Below are 17,847 nucleotides of genomic sequence, written 5' to 3'. Positions count from 1 at the left end.
ATTTTTTTTCTTAAAAGGTATTGAACTAATGGGGAGCCCTAAGCTAAATAATTTCTTCACCTTTTCAAAACTGATAGCAGAATGATTACTACAATATTTTAATAAGTTGTTCAACTTCAGTGTCCAGGCCCTTTGCCACTTCCATCAGGTAATAAAAACTCGGATTAACCCCACCAGCTTCCAATCGCTGAATAGACTGCTGATCCTTCCCAATGCTATTAGCTAGTTCAACCTGAGTAATACCCTTCTCCTTACGTATTTCTTGGATTCGCTTACCTAGTTTCTTTAATAGTGCTTCCTTTTTCATTGGTACTATAAAAGAAGCGGAAACAACTGAAATGTTGTACAACGGATTTGTTGTATTTGAAAATTATATTTATTTTCGCTTAAAATTTAAAATTATGAAAACACTAACTAAAACAATTATCCTGTTGTCTATAGCAGCATCTGTAACAACATTCTCATGCAAAAAGAAAGAAACAAAAATAGAAGACCCAATCACCCCAACACCAATAGAGTCGCCTTATTCCACCTTTTCCACAACAATTGCTGTGATTGATTACACTGCACCAGTTAACGCAGCAACAAATTCTTTTACAGTTAATCTTTCTCCAACAACCACAGCAATAGCATATATTGTTGCTGATGGTGCGAGGATTGACAGCCTTCCTTTGACAATAAATCGTATTGATGATATTGTACCAGCAAGTGTAACCTCTTCAACTGCTTCTCCTTGTGATAAGGATATTTGGAATTCTCTTAGTCTCAATTCGAAAGAATTCAAATTAAAAAAGGGAGCAAATAACGTATTGGAAATATATGAAGACGGCGTATTGGTTTCATCCAGACCGATTGTAATCAAAGAAACACACACTCAATATGATTTTAATAGTGGATATAGCATTTCAAGTCCTTTAACTAATAGTTATCCTTGTGCTGATGGGAAAAGGTTTGTGGTTGAGCAGTAAGGTTATTTAGGGCAAATTATACCAGTGTTCAAATTGTCTTATGAGATTGAGATCTGTTGAAATTCCATGATCACCAACCCATTCAATCTTAGTAACATCTAATTCGTTTTTTTTGTGACATTTGGTAATAGTTTTATGTAATAAGTTTTTATCAATCACTGAAATCAGACGGTTGTAATGTTCTTCTGTAAAATCTGTGAGGTAGGATTCAGGATGTGAGCTAGTTCGTATGAACGGTCCAAAGCTCTTAATTATATTAATTACTTTTTTTGCGCCATTTTATTTAAAAAGTAAAGTAGGTAGAATAAAAAATGAAGGACAATATAAAAATAGAAGAGATTTGCATAATCTCTTGCTACAAAACATAGAATCGAAAAAAAACCAAAAACGGGCGGTAAACCGCCCGTTTTTTTGAAGTTTTAATTGTTTACTTTAGAAGAATGAATTTATCCCAGTTCATAAGAAATGAATTAAACCCTAATTTGAATGAAACAGCCTTCATTTTAGGCAATGGCATTAATAATCATTGCAAAACCACCAGCTCCTGGAAGAACTTATTAACGGACCTAGCAGAAGAATATATTGGTGCCGATAATGATTATGAGAAGATTCTTAATGATAATTCAGTTTCTTACCCAGAATTTTTTGATTTAATTCAAATTTCAAGTAATACTAGAGATGAAACTTTCGACTATAAATCAATTAAAAAGGGGATAAGGCAAGGTTTCGAAAAATGGACCGCTCAAAAGGTTCATTCGTTATGGGCGGATACATTAATAAAACTCGACAGACCTCTTTTAACAACAAATTACGATTTTTTATTGGAAGAATCTTCAAGTAGTATTGAATCGTTTATGAAAAGTCGTCAGTATAATAAAAAATTCTTTCGACCTTTACGATTTAAGAAAATAAATTCCAAAAGTAAACGAGCGGGATTTACTCCTTTTTATCCGTGGCACTCTTATTATTCACATAAAGAAATTGCAAATGCAAAAAATGAGTTTGCCATTTGGCATATTCACGGCTTTTATGAATATCCAAGCAGCATTAGACTTGGACTTTCTGACTACATGGGAGCTGTGGGTAAGGCTCGCCGTTGGATTATGAAATCTACGGGCAATCCTTCTAATCACAGAAAGGAACTTAATAAATGGCACGGTAATAATTCATGGTTAGATATTTTCCTTCATAATAATATTGTGATAGTGGGGTTATCTTTAGAAATCCAAGAAACATTTTTGAGATGGCTTTTTATCGAGCGAGAAAAATTGTATAAAAAACATCCTGATGCAAGAAAAAAAGCTTGGTTCATTTACAATAAAAATGAAAAGAGAGATAAAATATTAGAAGGTAAAAAGCTATTTTTTGAAAAGCTGAATATTCAAATAATTGAAGCAAACAGTTATAAGCAAATCTTCGAGGTTTTTCCGAAACGTTTAAAAAAATCTACATGACTACAACTGCTAAGGCAAAATTCAAAACTGAATCAATTGGGGACAATCCGAAATTGATCCAAAAAGTGATTACTGAAACATTAACTAAAATGTTTCAGGATACTGACTTATTCAAAGATTATATTTTAACAATTAACGTGCCTGAAAAATTACATGAGGGTATTAAAGTAAAAAAAGAATTGGGGTTATTTCTGCATAGCAAAATAGCCTTCGACTTTAGGTCTTACACAAGATCAACGATAATTTTTAGCAGTCCTAATCGGCTTGGTTATTGGGAGAAGGCAATTTGCGAACATTATAAACATGTTAAAGACTTTTACTTCAGTATATCTGTTATAGCAAATAACGAAGTAAAAGGGAAATTAGATGAAGAGCTAAACTTAAATTTTCGTGAAAGTCTTGGAATTTACCAGGAGCCAGGATAATTATTTTTTACCATCTTTAATATCCCAGGTCTCCCTTAAGTTCAGATAACCATTAAGTATTTCAACAATTTTTGGCAGGTGAGGACTTTGCAAGAGTTTTTCAATTAAGTCTTCTACAGGACTTGGCATTAATTTTAAATCAGTATTTTCTTCGTTCATGATTAAATAGTTTTGCTCCCCATCCATAAAGAAAAGGGAGTTGGTTAATACAATTTTTATCTTTTACTACTTATAAATAGTAAGAAAAAATAGAAATTATACTTTTTCAGATTTAGAGCTAAATCTCTATCCTGTATTCTTCGTTCTCTTCAGGATATGGTAATCTCCATTTTATAATTTCAGGAGCTTTATTTTTTTTATTGAGTGGAGAGAATACGTGTTTTACATCAATATATTGTGTGGTAACTTCTTTTATTTCAACAACACTACGACCCGCTATTTGAAAATGATTGTCAGTAAATTCTGGTTTTAAGATTAAATTTACACCCTTGTGTTTCATGGCGATACTAGGAAACACCAATCCATGAATACCTTCACCTGTAAGCAGTATCTTGGTAATAGCAATACTAATTTTATATTTCCAGCTTTCACTTTTTGGCACATCAAGCATAAACTGTTCTTCCAGAAAGTTATTTACTAATTCGTTTTTGGCTTTTAATTCCTTGTCTAAATTGTTATAATTATTAACGTCTTCTTTGATGATTTTTCCAAATCTCTGATCGTTTAAACGCAATTTTGTTCCTCCAATCACTTGAACGGAAGCTCTGCTGGTTTCATTTTTTGATTTAAACATCGTCAGTGTAATATGCTCACCTTTTTTTGGTTTGGTTTCTATAATTGAGGTGTCGGTTTCACCAGCTGCATAGAACATCTTTTCACCTTTATCGTTGCATCTGCAGTAAACCCAGTTTTTAGGATCGATTGATTTCCAATTAGGACAACCTAAACTCTTAATATTACGAAAAGTCTTTTTACCTCTGTTTTTTCTCGCTCGCATTAACATTTCCAAATCAAGGTAATAAAGAGTTCTACTATGGCCTAGAATCACTTCCCCTATTAATTTCTGGATATCTGAAATTGAAGTTGTTTCAAGTGGAAGACTTCTGACAAAATTTAACCGTTCTCTTAAATCTTCCAAACCCATTTCCTTAATATACTTACTGTCAAAAATCAATATGTTCTATTAAAGTTTAATTTCAGAGTTAGGATTAATAAAAGTGATGTTTCTTTTATACATTTTAAATCCTCTGTTGGAAAAATAACCTCTCCCGTAGCCTAAAAAAAATGATAAAACAACACCTACCACCAAAATAATGGAACAGGTTGTTATAAAATTAATATTGGTCGTTTTCCAAAAAAATCAAGTTAAGCCCTGATCTCCTTGAAATTTGTAAGCAAGTAGAATCCATATCGCTGTAAAAAACCAGCTAATAATTTCGTTTATTTTTGAAACAGAGAACGTCTCGTTTGGACTGACTGTTTTATAAAGTGGGCCTGTTATTTTATTCTCAAGAAGATCAAGGTGTATCTCCCAGTGCCTCTGCCATGACTTACTACCTTTATTTACTAATGCCCAGGCCACTGAAAGTATAAAGCCAATGCAAATTACTATAAACACTTCTGCATGATTATAATAATCAGTCTTGGTATAATTTTGTGAATTCATAAGGGCAAAATAACCCGCAAATGTAGGAACAATTAATGCCCAGAAATAAGTCGCTCTCTTCCAATACAATTCTATTTCAAATTTTCTGCAATCCCATGCTTTTTCATATGCTGCGTTGCGTTGTTTTTCCGAGAGATCAATTAGGTTTGCTTTATATTCATCGTATGATATTTGCGTTAAGTCACCGTCGTTTTTTTTCCAAAATATTCTGATAATTTTTCTCATGGGTTACAATTTAAGATTTCAATCAATACTCACTAATTCACTAACATTAATATTTAATTCCTTTGCAATTTTTCTAAGAATAATAATAGTCGCATTAGTCTCACCCCTCTCTAATCGTCCTATTTGTGGATGTTCTGTTCCTAATTTCTTCGCCAATTGTACTTGGGTTAATCCTCGTTTTTTACGTAAAACCGCAATATGATTTCCCAATGCTTTTAAATACTTTTTCTCCTCAGTATTTACTTTTTTCATTCTGATTTTCAATTAGTTATGTAAATATAAGGAAAATAATTCAAAAAAAATGAAACCATATAGTTCCATTTTGCGTATAAGAGTTTGTAAATAGGTTAAAACCCTGTTTATTCCCCCGAAATACCAAACTCGCCCTGGCACTGGGAGTGAGTTGAAAAGCAAAAAACAATTTTATTAACCAAACAGTTCATCTTAAGTGATGGACCATGTTTAAACAAAAAATTTATGTGCCATGAAAACTTCAATCAAATGCCCAAGCTGCGGTAACAAAATACCAGATACCCTGGTTCATCAGTTCCAAATTGAAATTAGAACTGAACTGGAAAAAGAATATTCCAAAAAGGAGTCCGCTTTCCAAAAAGAAATTTCCTCACAACAAAAGGAACTCTTTCACTTTAATAAAATTAAAGATCAAGTCGAACAAGAGTTTACACTCAAAATTAAGGAGCGGGAAAAAATCATACTTGATCTTAAAAACAAAATGGATGAAGCAAAAAAACGTGCCGAATCCGCATTCACCAGCCAGCAAAATTCTGGTGAAGCTCAGGAGCTTTTGTTAGAAGAGATGTTGCAAGATACCTTCCCAACTGATGAAATTATCGAGGTAAAAAAAGGTCAGCGTGGTGCTGATTGTATCCAGGTTATCAAAACAACGTCTGGTCTTGAAATCGGTAAGATTATTTACGAATCAAAAAACACCAAAACATTTTCTGAAGGATGGATCACTAAATTAAAAGAAGATAATCTACTAGCAAAAGCTGATGTTCTAATCCTTGTCACACAAGCAATGCCAAAAGAGTCTGATGGACGTTTCTTCATTCAGGATGGCGTTTGGATCTGCAAGTATGTTGATGCAAAGGAATTAGCAATTGTTCTTCGATATGGACTTTTGAAAATGCAATCTTTCCTACTTACACAAAAGGATAAAGATGATAAAAAGGAAAGGTTGTTTGAGTATTTAACTTCGAATAATTTCAGAAATAGTTTTGAAAGCATCCTTGATGGCTTCAGAACATTACAACAGACACATAATCAAGAAAAATTAAAAATGGCAATGCTTTGGAAAGAAAGAGAGAAAGCTCTCGAACAAGTATTGACCCAATCCATAGAATTCTATGGTTCCCTAAAGGGCATTGCAGGAGTAGCATCATTCCCTGAATTACAAACTTTGGAATCCCTTCCAAAGGCTAGTTAATACAATTCATTTTACAGTACCAAGACGAGGAATCTAATAGGTTCATGGGATTCTATTGTCTTATAGGTCAAGTGACTTCTGGATGAGAGGTTTGTAACTCTCATGAGATGTGGTCTGTAAGATAGTGTATTCCAAGAAGCGATGATATGCGGGGGCATTGATTCGCTTCCTCACACTGGTTAGACAAAATCAAAAAATATGCTTAAAAAGGAAAAATGGGATAACTATCTCATGGGATGCTATTTTAAATTCCTAAGGACAGAAGGTAATTATGTCCAGATAGGTAATGGTAAACGCTTGAAGCCTGGTGTGAGTTATAAATTCACCGACGCACCAAATAGAAATTCTTGTCAGGTGTCTACAGATATATGGAAAGAATTAATATTCAAGCATTTTTTAAAACACAATTACAATTAAACAATTTTAAAATAACGATTATGAAAACAAAAATATTTGACCAACGTCTAATCAAGTTTGCAAAGCATCTTGCAAAAATAAAAACACATCCAAGAATGGGTGAATATAGTTACGCCGTGTTCTGTGCGATTGAACACGGGAAAGAAATACAATTCGCAACGTGTTTTCACGCCTGGATTTTTGAGGATCTACCATTACTTTTTAATGAGAGTTGGTATTTCAATGATAAATTAAAAGAACCTTTCCTAATCGGATTGGACGAAGAAGAGGGTTCGATAGCTGGAGTATTTGACTTCTTTAATTTAGGTCCACATGAATTCGCTCATTTATTTGATCTTGAAGGACTACAGCAGCCTTATTATTATGGCGGTACTTTTTTAAATGAAAATGCAACGTGTGAACACATCTCTAAAAACATCTTTCGCTTCATTGAACACAAAGAAGCGCTCCTGCGTTTTGACCCAAAACTAAATTAAAAACCCAGACTTCATCTCGCCACAAAAGTTGATTAATGGAGAATTTTAACAAATCGAAAAAAATATTCTTTTTTTTAGTTCTTCCCTATACCAACACATTTACTGCGTTTCAGAGGCAAATCTGACGTAAAATATTCTTTTTTTAAATCTCTCTCGATATATGTAGAGATTTCAATAAGAATGCAACAAATATTCTTTTTTAACAAAGGTTCCTATAAAATAAAACACTGAGAATTGAAAACTAAAACAACATATTCGTTACCTACGCATTTGACTCGGTTCAATACCGATTCGAAGTGCCACGACTATCTTGTTTCAGTGAGATGGAATGGAAAACCAAATTGTCCCAAGTGCGGCAACGATCAAATGAATTATCTTTTAACAACGAGGAATATATATAAATGTTCATCCTGTAAAAAGCAATTCAGTGTAACTCAGGGTACCATTTTTCATCGAAGCAAAGTTCCACTTACAAAATGGTTTATCGCAATGTATTTTTTCACAGGAAATAAGAGGGGTATTTCTTCGTGTCAATTAGCAAAGTTGCTTGGTGTTAAGCAACACACCGCATGGTTTATGCTACATAGAATGAGGGCGGCTCTAACAAACGAGAATGAAATTATGTTGAGTGGAATAGTTGAGGCTGATGAAGCATTTATTGGCCCTAAAATAAATAGGGATTTAAGATTACTAATGGCCAAACAAAAGCATGATGAAGAGCAAAACAGGTTGCAGAATTTTACAACTGAAAAACGATTAGAGCTGGGTATTAAAAAAAAGGTAGGGCGAAAAAAAGGCTCAACAAAAGAAATACTTCATCAAAAAATGATTGAAAGAGGCGGCAAGCCATACAATTCTCATGATGATCGTAAATCTGATAGAATACCTTTTGAGACTGGCGTGGTTATTCTAGGGATGATGGAACAGAAAGGTAGGATGATAATGAAAATATTAGGTCGAAGCAGAATTGATCTTACAAAGAAAAACATTCTTCCCATTCTAAAAAACTATATTGCTTCTCATTCTATTTTGGTCACCGATCAATCCAGCGTATATTTTAATACTTCGCAACTATTTTCTCGACACTTATCAGTTAATCACGACAAGGGTTATGTTATAAATGGTGTCCATATTAACAATATCGAAAATGCTTGGAAACATTTAAAAAAGATGGTTATTGGCACCTATTTTCACGCCTCATATCAGCATTTTGAAAAATATTTAAACGAAAACACTTATAGGTGGAATAGAAGACAACTAGATCAGGAATGTTTGTTTGAAGACTTTATGCCACTTACAATTCTTAGAAAAATATCATATAAAGAACTTATCAAAAGAGAACAAGTTCAAGAAGCTGCTTAATAAAATAGTAAACATCTAAAATGAAAAATTATGAAAGAAAAGGAATTGGTGACTGCACTTATAGCTGATCACATACGAAATATGAAATTACTGATAGGACTTGAAAAGATTGGATTTGATCCGTTGGATCATTACTTGAGCATACCTGAAATTATTTTTAAAATAATGGGAATCGAAAAATCAGAAACTATTTTCCGCTATTATATAACTTTCGTGGAATTAAAATGTGAAAAGAGTGAATCTCCAAAGGAGGCTGCAGATGAAATTTATGAAGATCTTGTTTGGATGAGGCTGGAATTGAAAAGCAACACGGAAAATCAATAACTTGGCCATAAAGTATTAAAACATTATATTTATTCTCCCATTCTTACAAATTGGCATTCCAGGACACCCTCAAATATCAAGATAGCGTTATTGCTGCAAATAAGATACTTATTGCCGCTCAAAATGATTCTATTGGTATTAAAAAGGCTTTAATGGACTCTATTGTTAAACCCAGTTCAATTAAAACGGTAATAACTAAAGATGTTTCTAGTTTCTGGGATCAGTTGGGAGATCTGATGATAACGAAGGAAATTGCAGTTTTTTCAGTGGGATGTATTATAATGGGCGCTGTTATAATAACAGCTGACTTTATATATTACATGGTGGCGAATGGAGACGATAAAAAATCGCTTTTTTCTTTTAAATATGAGAATAAAAAGATTTTTGTAATCTATTTATTTTGGGCAGGTGGCTCAGGAATAATTGCATATGTAGCTACTTCAATTGGAATGTTTAAATGTAGTATTATAGCGTGCGTAACAATAGCAGTTACCTGGCCAACAATTTTACCAAAAATCATTAAGAAACTTAATGAAGGAAAAGATGAAAAATTAAACCAAACTGGAACTTAATAAAAATGAGCTTTTATTCTTTATTTGGATATAGGTCTTTTAAGACTGAGAACGAAATTAAAAACATCGTTATTGATTTTATTAATGAAAATCACAAGAAGCTTAGTGTCTCAAACATTGATATATCTTCAAGGAATTTGGAGGTAATAAACACCTATGCTTTAAAAATTTTTCAAACGCCCACTCAAGTCACATGGGTGGTCGCTAGAAACGGTTACTTTTTTTGCTTGCTTGATGATATTGAACTCAATAAAAATGTGCAAATAATAAGGTGGTATAAGAAAATTGTAGATATTAAAGATCAAATAACCTTCGAAGACTCATATAGGAAACCTGAAAAGGTAGGGATAATCAACTTTGGAGATATGCACAAAGGATGGCTTTATTCAAAAAATGTAATTGGTAACGATGAAATGGCCAAAAAATACATTAACAATCTTGTTGTTTCTGGAAGTAGTGCGAATTAGCAAACATATTCGTATAAGCAAAAAGAAGGAGCAATTTGACTCCTTCTTTTATTTTAAAAGTGCTTTATTTCACCCTTTTCGAGCCATTTTGGGATTTGAACTTGTTTAGCCTTACGGTGTTGATGAAAAATATACCTCAAGTTTAATAATGAGTGATAGACTTTGCTCAATAAATCCATTTGCTTTTTAAATAGAGCCTTATCATAATAATTTTGGCTTATTTTATGTGCAGGTTTCTGCCTTTCTTTTCTTACTTCTTTAAACGGTGCCATGAGAGTTTCATAACCATTTTCATCATGTAAAGTATAGTTTTGCCTTAACCATTCTTCTAAAAGTCTCAAAGTACCTTTAGGCTTACGTTCAACTACACCCTCGGAAATTGTTTCTATATCATACTCTTCAATATCTCCTTTGAAAAATGACTTATTAATATTATCAGAAAGCATTTTATCTAAGACGGTGATGAACTTTTCATAGTTCACAAGTGTAGGTGAATTGAAGAAGGTAAATTCCTTTGGTCTCTTTTCATCCTTAAATGTTTCTCTAAAAAGAGGTTTTTCGATAATAAGTTTACACATTTTATTAATCAAGATTTGTTCCTCAATTACTGCTGCAAACAGCGATTGACTGAATACCCAATCTCCTATAATCGTGTTGTTAAAATACTCTTTAACCATTTTACACTTGGTTTCCACCATCTTGGAATACCAATATAGTTGATGTTCGGAAGACATATCAGACAGATATCTTAAATAGGCAACGGCAACTCTGTTTTCCTCGTTATCATAACCTAATCCAAAGGTTTTTAGAAAAATCTGGTCCGTCTCTTTTAATTCAGAAGGTTTATCTGAGGTTTCATTTATTGAGATCTCCCCACTATAATCTTCAAACGAGAAACGATACCGTGGATCTGAAGAATAACGTTCCAAAACATCAATTTCAAAGAATACAGGAGTCAATTGTGCTTCTCCATATGCTATTCGTTTTGTAAAAGGAGTTTTATCATATTCCGCAGTAATCAAAGTTTGTTCTAAATATTTAGGACTTGGATAAATGCATCTTGAATGACTTTGAGATACAAGCACGATTGGGTTAAATTCTACATCGAACCCCTTAGGTTCAATAGTTTTGATCACTTCTGTTTTGTTCTGCTCAGCTTCTTTCAAACACTCCAACTGTTTATCTTTTGGGTAATGAGCCATACGAATAATATGCGGATTTTCTCCAGCCTGGATTGAGACAAAATCTTCGTTTATTAATCCTTCCATATATGGGAAAATCTCTATATAACTTATACCAACCTTTTTGGCCAATTCAGTTAATGAAATTCCATTAAAATCATTTGATTCCCTGAAAAATTTATATGTTTCATGCAGTATCTTTTCTTTCATGTCTTTGTTCAATGTTTAGATAAAGGTATAAAGATTGGAAAGTAAAATAAAGGGATATATAAAACAAAAGAGCATCAATTGATGCTCTTTTGTTTTTGGTGAGTTAAAGGGGTAATTCCCCTTATTAAGGCGGGTTTTTTTTGAATAAATTAAAATTAAGCTTTCATTTCACTTAATACTGTATTCATTGCTCTCACAGCTTCTGCACTTTTATTAAAGGCAGCTTGCTCTTCTGAGTTTAATTTATAATCAACAATTTTCTCCCAGCCGTTTTTTCCAATAATTACTGGAACTCCTAAACAAATATCTTTTTGTCCGTACTCACCATCCAAGGCAACACAACAAGGGAATAATTTTTTCTGATCGTTAATAATGCTATTTACCAAAGCAGCCACTGCAGCTCCCGGAGCATACCAAGCACTCGTTCCAAGCATACTGGTTAAAGTAGCGCCACCCACCATTGTATCTGCTGCTACTTTTTTCAACGCTTCGGCATCTAAAAATTGTGAAACAGGAACACCAGTATAAGAAGCAAGACGCGTTAACGGAATCATGGTCGTGTCACCGTGACCACCAATAACCACGCCACTAATATCACTTGCAGGAGCATCTAATGCTAAAGACAAATAAGTTTTAAAACGTGCGCTATCTAAGATACCACCCATTCCAATAATTCTGTTTTTTGGTAATTTGCTTTCTTTCAATGCCAAATAAGTCATTGTATCCATTGGATTACTCACAATGATTATAATGGCTTCAGGAGAATGTTTTAAAACATTCTCAGTAACGGTTTTCACGATACCTGCATTAATGCCAATTAATTCTTCACGGGTCATTCCCGGTTTACGTGGAATACCACTTGTTATAACTACTACTTTTGAATTAGCTGTTTTGCTATAATCGTTTGTGCTTCCGGTAACACGGGTGTTAAACCCGTTTAAGGTAGCAGTTTGCATTAAATCTAATGCCTTGCCTTCTGCAAAATTTTCTTTAATATCTAAAATAACAACTTCGCTTGCAATGCGATTAAGGGCAATGTACTCTGCACATGTTGCTCCTACGTTTCCTGCTCCAATAACTGATACTTTCATTATACTGTTTTTTAATGTTTGGTAAATTTAGAATATTTAAAAACACTGCACTAGCGTGTTCATAATTTTAATGCTAAAATAAGTAAAATTAGTTTTACGCTAAGGGCTTAATTTTGGAAGCAAGATTCAAAAGTTTTTCCTCTTCAAAATAGTCGGCCATTAATTGTAAGCCCATTGGGAGTCCGTTACTGTGTGTGCCGCAGGGTACTGAAATAGCAGGTATACCGGCTATAGGAGCTTGTACTGTAAATATATCTTCCAAATACATTTTAATTGGATCTGCACTATTTTTACCAAATTCAAATGCCGTGCCTGGTGTAGAAGGGGTCAGAATAAAATCAAAATCTTTAAAGATTTCTTTCGTTTTTTGTTGAATTATCCTTCTTACTTTCTGACCTTTACTATAATAAGCATCGTAATAGCCGGCACTTAACACAAAGGTTCCAAGCATAATCCTTCGTTTAACCTCTTTCCCAAAACCTTCACTTCTCGATTTTTTATAAGTGCTTTCCAGGTCGGTAGCATTCTCGGTTCTATGTCCATAATGAATACCCGAAAATCTGGAAAGGTTGGAAGAAGCTTCTGCAGTAGTAAGAACATAGTAGGTTGGAACAAGGTATTCCAAATAGGGAAAACTAACTTCCTCTAGTTGATGTCCCGCTGCTTTTAAGATCTCTATTTGTTTTAAAATGCTGCTCTTTACTTCAGGATCTAGCCCCTCGGCATTCACGCATTCCTTTAAATAGGCTATTTTATATTTTTTATCTGCTGCTAGGCCTTTCGAAAAGGTTTCAACCTTTTCACTTGATGAAGTATTATCACGCGGATCTAGACCACAGATTACTTCAAGTGCAAGAGCCGTGTCTTCAACACTTTTGGTAATTGGACCAATTTGGTCAAAGGAGGAAGCATAAGCAATAAGGCCATAACGCGAAACTCTGCCATAAGTTGGTTTAATACCAACCGTTCCTGTAAAGGAAGCCGGTTGACGAATAGATCCCCCAGTGTCTGACCCTAAAGAAATATGACACAGGTTAGCTGCAACAGCTGCGGCAGCACCTCCTGAAGAACCCCCAGGCACACACTTTTCGTTCAATGGATTTAATACATTACCAAAAGCTGAATTTTCATTGCTACTGCCCATGGCAAATTCGTCGCAGTTTAAACGTCCGATAATTATCGCATCTTCAGCTAATAACCGTTCAACAACAGTAGCAGAATACAGAGACTCAAAACCTTCTAAAATTTTTGAAGAAGCAGAAACTTTATGACCTTTGTAACAAATATTGTCTTTTAAACCTACAACAACACCTGCCAGTTTACCTTGTTTACCCGACTTAATTTTTTCATCGACAACTATAGCTTGTACTAAAGCAGATTTTTCAAACACTTCTAAAAAAGCGTTTAACTGTTTCTTTTTTTTGATTTCTGAAACAAGCTCTTCAACGAGGGTTTTGCAGGAAACAGCACCAGATTTAAGATCGGACTGTAATTTATTTATACTTAAAAATGAATACACAAAATTTGGTTTTATAAAACAAGAAAAGCGTTATCCTTTTTTGAATAACGCTTCAAATCTAATCAATTAAAATTATTTTTTTTCGATTTCGCTGCCTTCAGAGTCTCCTTTGCTTGCATCTTTAAAATCTTTAATTCCTCTGCCTAAACCCTTCATTAATTCTGGAATTTTTTTACCCCCAAACATTAATAAAACAATTACCAAAATTACGATAACTTCTGTTGCGCCTAAACCGCCTAAGATCCCTAATGTAAACATTGCTGTTGATTTTAAATTCTTAGGCAAAAGTACTCAAATATTAGTGGATAGCAAAATTATTACCTTTAAAGCGACTTAGAAATGATTTATTGCCAAAAACCGCTTCAAGCCTTTATTATCTCTGTATTTTGACCCTCTGAATCGGCAGAATATATTTATTAATTTTTTAGCAGAAAGTTTGATGGTTTCTGTAAAAATAGTTAATCTTACAATCTAAAATTTCGCATCCTATGAGCACTGATTCTCCTGTAGATTATCTCCCGATTTTTATCATGTTTACTATTGCTGTTGGTTTTGCCGTTGTTTCATTAATTGCAACACACGCGCTTGGACCTAAACGTAAAACAAAAGTAAAGCTAGAATCGTTTGAGTGCGGCATCGAAACACAAGGAAACGCCCGTGTACCTTTTTCAATCAAGTATTTTTTGGTTGCCATTTTATTTGTGCTTTTCGACATCGAGGTTATTTTTATGTACCCTTGGGCAGCCAATTTTAAAGAGCTGGGAATGCTTGGTGTTATTGAAGTGTTTAGTTTTATTGCGCTTTTATTGGTTGGTTTTTATTACATGCTCTCCAAGAAAGCTCTAAAGTGGGAAGACTAAACGGGAATGATAAATGATGAATGATAAATTTTAAATTAAACTCATTCAAAATTTCACATTTAAAATTTTTAAAAAATGTCAAACGAAATTATAAAAAAAACAAAACTAGAAATTGCAAAACAACCCGATGGGATGGAAGGTCCTGGTTTTTTCGCAACTAAAGTAGATGCAGTTATGGGGATGGCCCGCGCCAATTCTTTGTGGCCGCTACCTTTTGCTACCTCTTGCTGTGGTATTGAATTTATGGCTACTATGGGGTCGCATTACGACCTTGCTCGTTTCGGAATGGAACGTTTGAGTTTTTCTCCTCGTCAAGCAGATCTTTTAATGGTAATGGGTACTATTGCAAAAAAAATGGGTCCTACGTTACGTCAAGTATATGAACAAATGGCCGAACCACGCTGGGTATTAAGTGTTGGAGCATGTGCAAGTAGCGGTGGAATTTTTGATACATACAGCGTTTTACAAGGAATTGACAGAATTATTCCGGTTGACGTTTATGTTCCTGGCTGCCCTCCTCGTCCTGAACAAATTATTGATGGCATCTTAAAAATACAAGAGTTAGCTAAAAATGAATCTGGTCGCCGTCGTCACTCAGAGCAGTATAAGGACTTAATGAATAGTTTCGGAATAGAATAAATAGAATTGACAATTGAAGGATTGACAATTTACAATTGAAAATCGTCAATTGTAAATTTTTTAAATTGTAAATCAAATAGATGAGTAAAGAAATTTTAGATAAAGTAAATGAAAAGCTGAAAATTCAGTTTCCTGACCTTCAAATGGAGGCAGAATTACTGTATGACTTTCCAGTATTTACGGTTGATCACAACAAGGTGCACGATGTGCTAAAGTTTTTGAAAGAAGATACTGATCTCAACTTTCATTTCTTAACTGATTTAACCGCAATGCAAACTGCTGACGAAAAACAATTAGGCGTGATTTATCATTTACACAACATGCCGAAAAACATGCGCGTTCGTGTAAAAACATTTGTGGATATTAGTAAGCCTGAAATTCCTACCGCTACTGATCTGTGGGTTGGAGCCAATTGGATGGAGCGTGAGAGTTACGATTTTTATGGTGTTCGTTTTAAAGGGCATCCTAATTTAACGCGTATTTTAAATGTTGATGAAATGGATATTTTTCCATTGAGAAAAGAGTATCCTCTGGAAGACCAGGTACGTGAAGACAAAGAAGATAAATTATTTGGACGCTAAAGAAGTTTGAAATCAGATTTCAGATTTAAGAAGTAAAAACCTTAAATCTTCGATCTTAAATCTTAAATCAAAAATGAGTAAAAAAGAAAATACGATAACGCCTCCAGCCGACACAATGGAAAAAGAGTATACGACCTTAAACCTTGGTCCTACTCATCCTGCTACGCATGGTATTTTTCAAAACGTATTAAAAATGGATGGCGAGATCATTCACGACGCCGTTCCAACTTTAGGATACATACATAGAGCTTTTGAAAAATTAGCCGAAAGGAGGCCTTATGCGCAAATAACTCCAATTACAGATCGTTTAAACTATTGTTCATCGCCAATTAATAATATGGGTTGGCACATGACGGTGGAGAAATTAATTAAAGCAGAAATTCCTAAACGCGCAGAATACATGCGCGTAATCGTGATGGAACTTTCCAGAATTGCCGATCACATTATTTGTAATACGATTATTGGTCAGGATACTGGCGCTACAACTGGTTTCTTATATTTGTTTCAATGGCGTGAACATATTTATGATATTTTTGAAAGTATTTGCGGCGCACGTTTAACAACAAACATTTGTCGCATTGGAGGTTTTGATGTGGAGTGGACTAAAGTAACTTGGGATCGCATTCATGCTTTTATAAAAGATTTTCCTGCTGCATTAAATGAATTTAATAAACTCTTAATGCGCAATAAAATTTTCATGGATAGAACTGTTGATTGTGGTCCTATAAGTGGAGAACGTGCTTTAGAATACAGTTTTACAGGACCTAATTTAAGAGCTGCAGGAATTGATTACGATGTGCGTGTAGCAACTCCTTATTCTTCGTATCAAGATTTTGATTTTAAAATTCCAGTTGGAACAAGTGGTGATACTTACGATCGTTTCACTGTTCGTAACGAAGAAATGTGGCAGTCACTAGAAATTATTAAACAAGCAATTAAAAACTTGCCTACTGGTCCGGTGCATGCTGATATTCCTGATTTCTTCTTACCACCTAAACAAGAGGTGTATAATAACATGGAAGCTTTGATCTATCACTTCAAAATTGTGATGGGTGAAACAGATGTTCCTAAAGGAGAAGTATATCATTGTGTGGAAGGCGGGAATGGAGAATTAGGTTTTTATTTAATAAGTGATGGCGGAAGAACTCCATTTCGTTTGCATTTTCGCAGGCCCTGTTTTATTTATTATCAGGCTTATCCTGAAATGATTAAAGGTGGTTTACTTTCAGACGCTATTCTTACCATGAGTAGTATGAATGTAATTGCGGGGGAGTTGGACGCTTAAGGAAATGTTGAATAATAGATTTTAAATGATAAATAAACAGCTAAACAATTCAACATTTAAAATTCAAAATTTATAATTATTAAAAGATGAGTTCACAGGTACACGGAACACAGGAGTTTAACAAAACAAAACGCGCCGAAACAAAATTCAGTGAAGATGCAATGATTGCAGCTCAAAAAATTATAGCGCAGTATCCTGCGGATAAACGTAAGTCGGCGATGCTTCCTGTATTGCACATTGCTCAGGCAGAATTTGGCGGATGGTTAAGTCCTGAAGCAATGGATTATGTAGCCAGCTTATTAAAAGTAAAACCTATTGAAGTGTTTGAAGTGGCTTCGTTTTATTCGATGTACAATTTAAAACCAATGGGTAAATGTGTTCTCGAAGTTTGCCAAACAAGTTCATGCTGGTTAAATGGTGCAGAAGACATTATTAAATACATTGAGAAAAAATTGAATATTAAGGTTGGAGAAACGAGTAGCGACGGCATGTTTTCTTTAAAGGCAGTAGAATGTTTAGGTTCTTGTGGAACTGCACCAATGTTGCAATGTGGAGCTAGTTTTCACGAGAATTTGACTTACGATAAGTTAGATAAAATTATGGACGGTTATAGAGCTGAAGGAAAATTAAAAAGTTACACCGATAAAGATTATAAAAATACATTATAGTGATCTGTCG

The 17,847-nt window shown here is 34.1% G+C and carries 24 protein-coding genes and 1 pseudogene; 16 read left to right on the top strand and 9 right to left on the bottom strand.

The window, feature by feature from the left end:
- Positions 1 to 88: 88 nt before the first annotated feature.
- Positions 89 to 307: a helix-turn-helix domain-containing protein gene (locus tag P2086_RS02875; protein ID WP_317898929.1), complete on the bottom strand. Its 219-nt coding sequence runs from the start codon at positions 305 to 307 to the stop codon at positions 89 to 91.
- A gap of 94 nt (positions 308 to 401) precedes the next feature.
- Between P2086_RS02875 and P2086_RS02870 the strand changes: the two genes are divergently transcribed.
- The 3 genes from P2086_RS02870 to P2086_RS02860 all read left to right on the top strand — a co-directional run bounded on the left by P2086_RS02870 (position 402) and on the right by P2086_RS02860 (position 2,847).
- A complete protein-coding gene (locus P2086_RS02870) occupies positions 402 to 968 on the top strand; it encodes a hypothetical protein (protein ID WP_317898928.1) in 567 nt (188 codons plus the stop codon).
- Between the two features lie 440 nt (positions 969 to 1,408).
- Positions 1,409 to 2,422, top strand: coding sequence for an SIR2 family protein (locus P2086_RS02865; RefSeq protein ID WP_317898927.1), 1,014 nt, complete (start codon positions 1,409 to 1,411; stop codon positions 2,420 to 2,422).
- A complete protein-coding gene (locus P2086_RS02860; protein WP_317898926.1) occupies positions 2,419 to 2,847 on the top strand; it encodes a hypothetical protein in 429 nt (142 codons plus the stop codon). The genes P2086_RS02865 and P2086_RS02860 overlap by 4 nt, the downstream gene beginning before the upstream one ends.
- On the opposite strand, the gene P2086_RS02855 is transcribed toward P2086_RS02860, so the two are convergent.
- The 4 genes from P2086_RS02855 to P2086_RS02840 all read right to left on the bottom strand — a co-directional run bounded on the left by P2086_RS02855 (position 2,848) and on the right by P2086_RS02840 (position 4,990).
- Entirely contained in the window at positions 2,848 to 3,006 is a 159-nt protein-coding gene (locus tag P2086_RS02855; RefSeq protein WP_317898925.1) for a hypothetical protein, read from the bottom strand.
- Between the two features lie 118 nt (positions 3,007 to 3,124).
- A complete protein-coding gene (locus P2086_RS02850; RefSeq protein ID WP_317898924.1) occupies positions 3,125 to 3,991 on the bottom strand; it encodes a hypothetical protein in 867 nt (288 codons plus the stop codon).
- Between the two features lie 216 nt (positions 3,992 to 4,207).
- Positions 4,208 to 4,738, bottom strand: a complete 531-nt coding sequence (locus P2086_RS02845; RefSeq protein ID WP_317898923.1) for a RipA family octameric membrane protein — start codon at positions 4,736 to 4,738, stop codon at positions 4,208 to 4,210.
- 18 nt (positions 4,739 to 4,756) lie between these two features.
- Entirely contained in the window at positions 4,757 to 4,990 is a 234-nt protein-coding gene (locus tag P2086_RS02840; protein WP_317898922.1) for a helix-turn-helix domain-containing protein, read from the bottom strand.
- Between the two features lie 232 nt (positions 4,991 to 5,222).
- On the opposite strand from P2086_RS02840, the gene P2086_RS02835 reads away from it, so the two are divergent.
- The 8 genes and pseudogenes from P2086_RS02835 to P2086_RS02805 all read left to right on the top strand — a co-directional run bounded on the left by P2086_RS02835 (position 5,223) and on the right by P2086_RS02805 (position 9,803).
- Positions 5,223 to 6,185, top strand: coding sequence for a DUF2130 domain-containing protein (locus tag P2086_RS02835; protein WP_317898921.1), 963 nt, complete (start codon positions 5,223 to 5,225; stop codon positions 6,183 to 6,185).
- A 198-nt stretch (positions 6,186 to 6,383) separates the two neighbouring features.
- Positions 6,384 to 6,602 (top strand): hypothetical protein, encoded by a 219-nt coding sequence (locus P2086_RS02830; protein ID WP_317898920.1) that lies wholly within the window; start codon positions 6,384 to 6,386, stop codon positions 6,600 to 6,602.
- Positions 6,603 to 6,622: 20 nt separating this feature from the next.
- Entirely contained in the window at positions 6,623 to 7,078 is a 456-nt protein-coding gene (locus tag P2086_RS02825) for a hypothetical protein (RefSeq protein ID WP_317898919.1), read from the top strand.
- 318 nt (positions 7,079 to 7,396) lie between these two features.
- Positions 7,397 to 7,441: pseudogene (locus P2086_RS19070) on the top strand (hypothetical protein); the annotation flags it as partial.
- 3 nt (positions 7,442 to 7,444) lie between these two features.
- A complete protein-coding gene (locus P2086_RS02820; protein ID WP_396127466.1) occupies positions 7,445 to 8,440 on the top strand; it encodes an IS1595 family transposase in 996 nt (331 codons plus the stop codon).
- 30 nt (positions 8,441 to 8,470) lie between these two features.
- Positions 8,471 to 8,764, top strand: coding sequence for a hypothetical protein (locus P2086_RS02815; protein WP_317898917.1), 294 nt, complete (start codon positions 8,471 to 8,473; stop codon positions 8,762 to 8,764).
- A 50-nt stretch (positions 8,765 to 8,814) separates the two neighbouring features.
- Positions 8,815 to 9,336 (top strand): hypothetical protein, encoded by a 522-nt coding sequence (locus tag P2086_RS02810; protein WP_317898916.1) that lies wholly within the window; start codon positions 8,815 to 8,817, stop codon positions 9,334 to 9,336.
- A gap of 5 nt (positions 9,337 to 9,341) precedes the next feature.
- On the top strand, positions 9,342 to 9,803 hold the full coding sequence (locus P2086_RS02805; RefSeq protein ID WP_317898915.1) for a hypothetical protein: 462 nt from the start codon (positions 9,342 to 9,344) through the stop codon (positions 9,801 to 9,803).
- 53 nt (positions 9,804 to 9,856) lie between these two features.
- Here P2086_RS02805 and P2086_RS02800 read toward each other — a convergent pair whose 3' ends face one another.
- The 4 genes from P2086_RS02800 to tatA all read right to left on the bottom strand — a co-directional run bounded on the left by P2086_RS02800 (position 9,857) and on the right by tatA (position 14,062).
- Positions 9,857 to 11,194, bottom strand: a complete 1,338-nt coding sequence (locus P2086_RS02800) for a hypothetical protein (RefSeq protein WP_317898914.1) — start codon at positions 11,192 to 11,194, stop codon at positions 9,857 to 9,859.
- Positions 11,195 to 11,349: 155 nt separating this feature from the next.
- Entirely contained in the window at positions 11,350 to 12,285 is a 936-nt protein-coding gene (gene mdh, locus P2086_RS02795) for a malate dehydrogenase (RefSeq protein WP_317898913.1), read from the bottom strand.
- 94 nt (positions 12,286 to 12,379) lie between these two features.
- Positions 12,380 to 13,804: an Asp-tRNA(Asn)/Glu-tRNA(Gln) amidotransferase subunit GatA gene (gene gatA / locus P2086_RS02790; RefSeq protein WP_317898912.1), complete on the bottom strand. Its 1,425-nt coding sequence runs from the start codon at positions 13,802 to 13,804 to the stop codon at positions 12,380 to 12,382.
- A 72-nt stretch (positions 13,805 to 13,876) separates the two neighbouring features.
- Positions 13,877 to 14,062 carry a twin-arginine translocase TatA/TatE family subunit gene (gene tatA / locus P2086_RS02785; protein ID WP_317898911.1) on the bottom strand — a complete coding sequence of 62 codons (186 nt, stop codon included), beginning with the start codon at positions 14,060 to 14,062 and terminating at the stop codon, positions 13,877 to 13,879.
- A gap of 230 nt (positions 14,063 to 14,292) precedes the next feature.
- Here tatA and P2086_RS02780 point away from each other — a divergent pair, with 230 nt between their 5' ends.
- The 5 genes from P2086_RS02780 (at position 14,293) to P2086_RS02760 (ending at position 17,837) form a co-directional block, all read left to right on the top strand.
- Positions 14,293 to 14,664, top strand: a complete 372-nt coding sequence (locus tag P2086_RS02780; RefSeq protein WP_317898910.1) for an NADH-quinone oxidoreductase subunit A — start codon at positions 14,293 to 14,295, stop codon at positions 14,662 to 14,664.
- A gap of 75 nt (positions 14,665 to 14,739) precedes the next feature.
- Complete coding sequence (locus P2086_RS02775) at positions 14,740 to 15,303, top strand: NADH-quinone oxidoreductase subunit B (protein WP_317898909.1); 564 nt, start codon at positions 14,740 to 14,742, stop codon at positions 15,301 to 15,303.
- An 80-nt stretch (positions 15,304 to 15,383) separates the two neighbouring features.
- Positions 15,384 to 15,884 (top strand): NADH-quinone oxidoreductase subunit C, encoded by a 501-nt coding sequence (locus P2086_RS02770; RefSeq protein WP_317898908.1) that lies wholly within the window; start codon positions 15,384 to 15,386, stop codon positions 15,882 to 15,884.
- Between the two features lie 73 nt (positions 15,885 to 15,957).
- Entirely contained in the window at positions 15,958 to 17,169 is a 1,212-nt protein-coding gene (locus P2086_RS02765; RefSeq protein WP_317898907.1) for an NADH-quinone oxidoreductase subunit D, read from the top strand.
- Positions 17,170 to 17,255: 86 nt separating this feature from the next.
- Positions 17,256 to 17,837 (top strand): NADH-quinone oxidoreductase subunit NuoE family protein, encoded by a 582-nt coding sequence (locus P2086_RS02760; protein ID WP_317898906.1) that lies wholly within the window; start codon positions 17,256 to 17,258, stop codon positions 17,835 to 17,837.
- Positions 17,838 to 17,847: the final 10 nt, after the last annotated feature.

Origin of the sequence: Aurantibacillus circumpalustris (genome assembly GCF_029625215.1) — a bacterium.
Taxonomy (GTDB): Bacteria; Bacteroidota; Bacteroidia; order B-17B0; family Aurantibacillaceae; genus Aurantibacillus; species Aurantibacillus circumpalustris.
This window is presented reverse-complemented; position numbering and strand designations above follow the sequence as displayed.

Excerpts from the sequence above, each read along its gene's own strand:
- P2086_RS02870 (WP_317898928.1), top strand. The coding sequence starts at position 402 with ATGAAAACACTAACTAAAACAATTATCCTGTTGTCTATAGCAGCATCT.
- P2086_RS02835 (WP_317898921.1), top strand. The coding sequence starts at position 5,223 with ATGAAAACTTCAATCAAATGCCCAAGCTGCGGTAACAAAATACCAGAT.
- P2086_RS02865 (WP_317898927.1), top strand. The coding sequence starts at position 1,409 with ATGAATTTATCCCAGTTCATAAGAAATGAATTAAACCCTAATTTGAAT.
- P2086_RS02805 (WP_317898915.1), top strand. The coding sequence starts at position 9,342 with ATGAGCTTTTATTCTTTATTTGGATATAGGTCTTTTAAGACTGAGAAC.
- P2086_RS02820 (WP_396127466.1), top strand. The coding sequence starts at position 7,445 with ATGAATTATCTTTTAACAACGAGGAATATATATAAATGTTCATCCTGT.
- P2086_RS02860 (WP_317898926.1), top strand. The coding sequence starts at position 2,419 with ATGACTACAACTGCTAAGGCAAAATTCAAAACTGAATCAATTGGGGAC.
- P2086_RS02765 (WP_317898907.1), top strand. The coding sequence starts at position 15,958 with ATGAGTAAAAAAGAAAATACGATAACGCCTCCAGCCGACACAATGGAA.
- P2086_RS02845 (WP_317898923.1), bottom strand. The coding sequence starts at position 4,738 with ATGAGAAAAATTATCAGAATATTTTGGAAAAAAAACGACGGTGACTTA.
- P2086_RS02760 (WP_317898906.1), top strand. The coding sequence starts at position 17,256 with ATGAGTTCACAGGTACACGGAACACAGGAGTTTAACAAAACAAAACGC.
- P2086_RS02815 (WP_317898917.1), top strand. The coding sequence starts at position 8,471 with ATGAAAGAAAAGGAATTGGTGACTGCACTTATAGCTGATCACATACGA.
- mdh (WP_317898913.1), bottom strand. The coding sequence starts at position 12,285 with ATGAAAGTATCAGTTATTGGAGCAGGAAACGTAGGAGCAACATGTGCA.
- P2086_RS02825 (WP_317898919.1), top strand. The coding sequence starts at position 6,623 with ATGAAAACAAAAATATTTGACCAACGTCTAATCAAGTTTGCAAAGCAT.
- P2086_RS02840 (WP_317898922.1), bottom strand. The coding sequence starts at position 4,990 with ATGAAAAAAGTAAATACTGAGGAGAAAAAGTATTTAAAAGCATTGGGA.
- P2086_RS02780 (WP_317898910.1), top strand. The coding sequence starts at position 14,293 with ATGAGCACTGATTCTCCTGTAGATTATCTCCCGATTTTTATCATGTTT.
- P2086_RS02775 (WP_317898909.1), top strand. The coding sequence starts at position 14,740 with ATGTCAAACGAAATTATAAAAAAAACAAAACTAGAAATTGCAAAACAA.
- P2086_RS02800 (WP_317898914.1), bottom strand. The coding sequence starts at position 11,194 with ATGAAAGAAAAGATACTGCATGAAACATATAAATTTTTCAGGGAATCA.
- P2086_RS02850 (WP_317898924.1), bottom strand. The coding sequence starts at position 3,991 with ATGGGTTTGGAAGATTTAAGAGAACGGTTAAATTTTGTCAGAAGTCTT.
- tatA (WP_317898911.1), bottom strand. The coding sequence starts at position 14,062 with ATGTTTACATTAGGGATCTTAGGCGGTTTAGGCGCAACAGAAGTTATC.
- P2086_RS02770 (WP_317898908.1), top strand. The coding sequence starts at position 15,384 with ATGAGTAAAGAAATTTTAGATAAAGTAAATGAAAAGCTGAAAATTCAG.
- P2086_RS02855 (WP_317898925.1), bottom strand. The coding sequence starts at position 3,006 with ATGAACGAAGAAAATACTGATTTAAAATTAATGCCAAGTCCTGTAGAA.
- P2086_RS02830 (WP_317898920.1), top strand. The coding sequence starts at position 6,384 with ATGCTTAAAAAGGAAAAATGGGATAACTATCTCATGGGATGCTATTTT.
- P2086_RS02875 (WP_317898929.1), bottom strand. The coding sequence starts at position 307 with ATGAAAAAGGAAGCACTATTAAAGAAACTAGGTAAGCGAATCCAAGAA.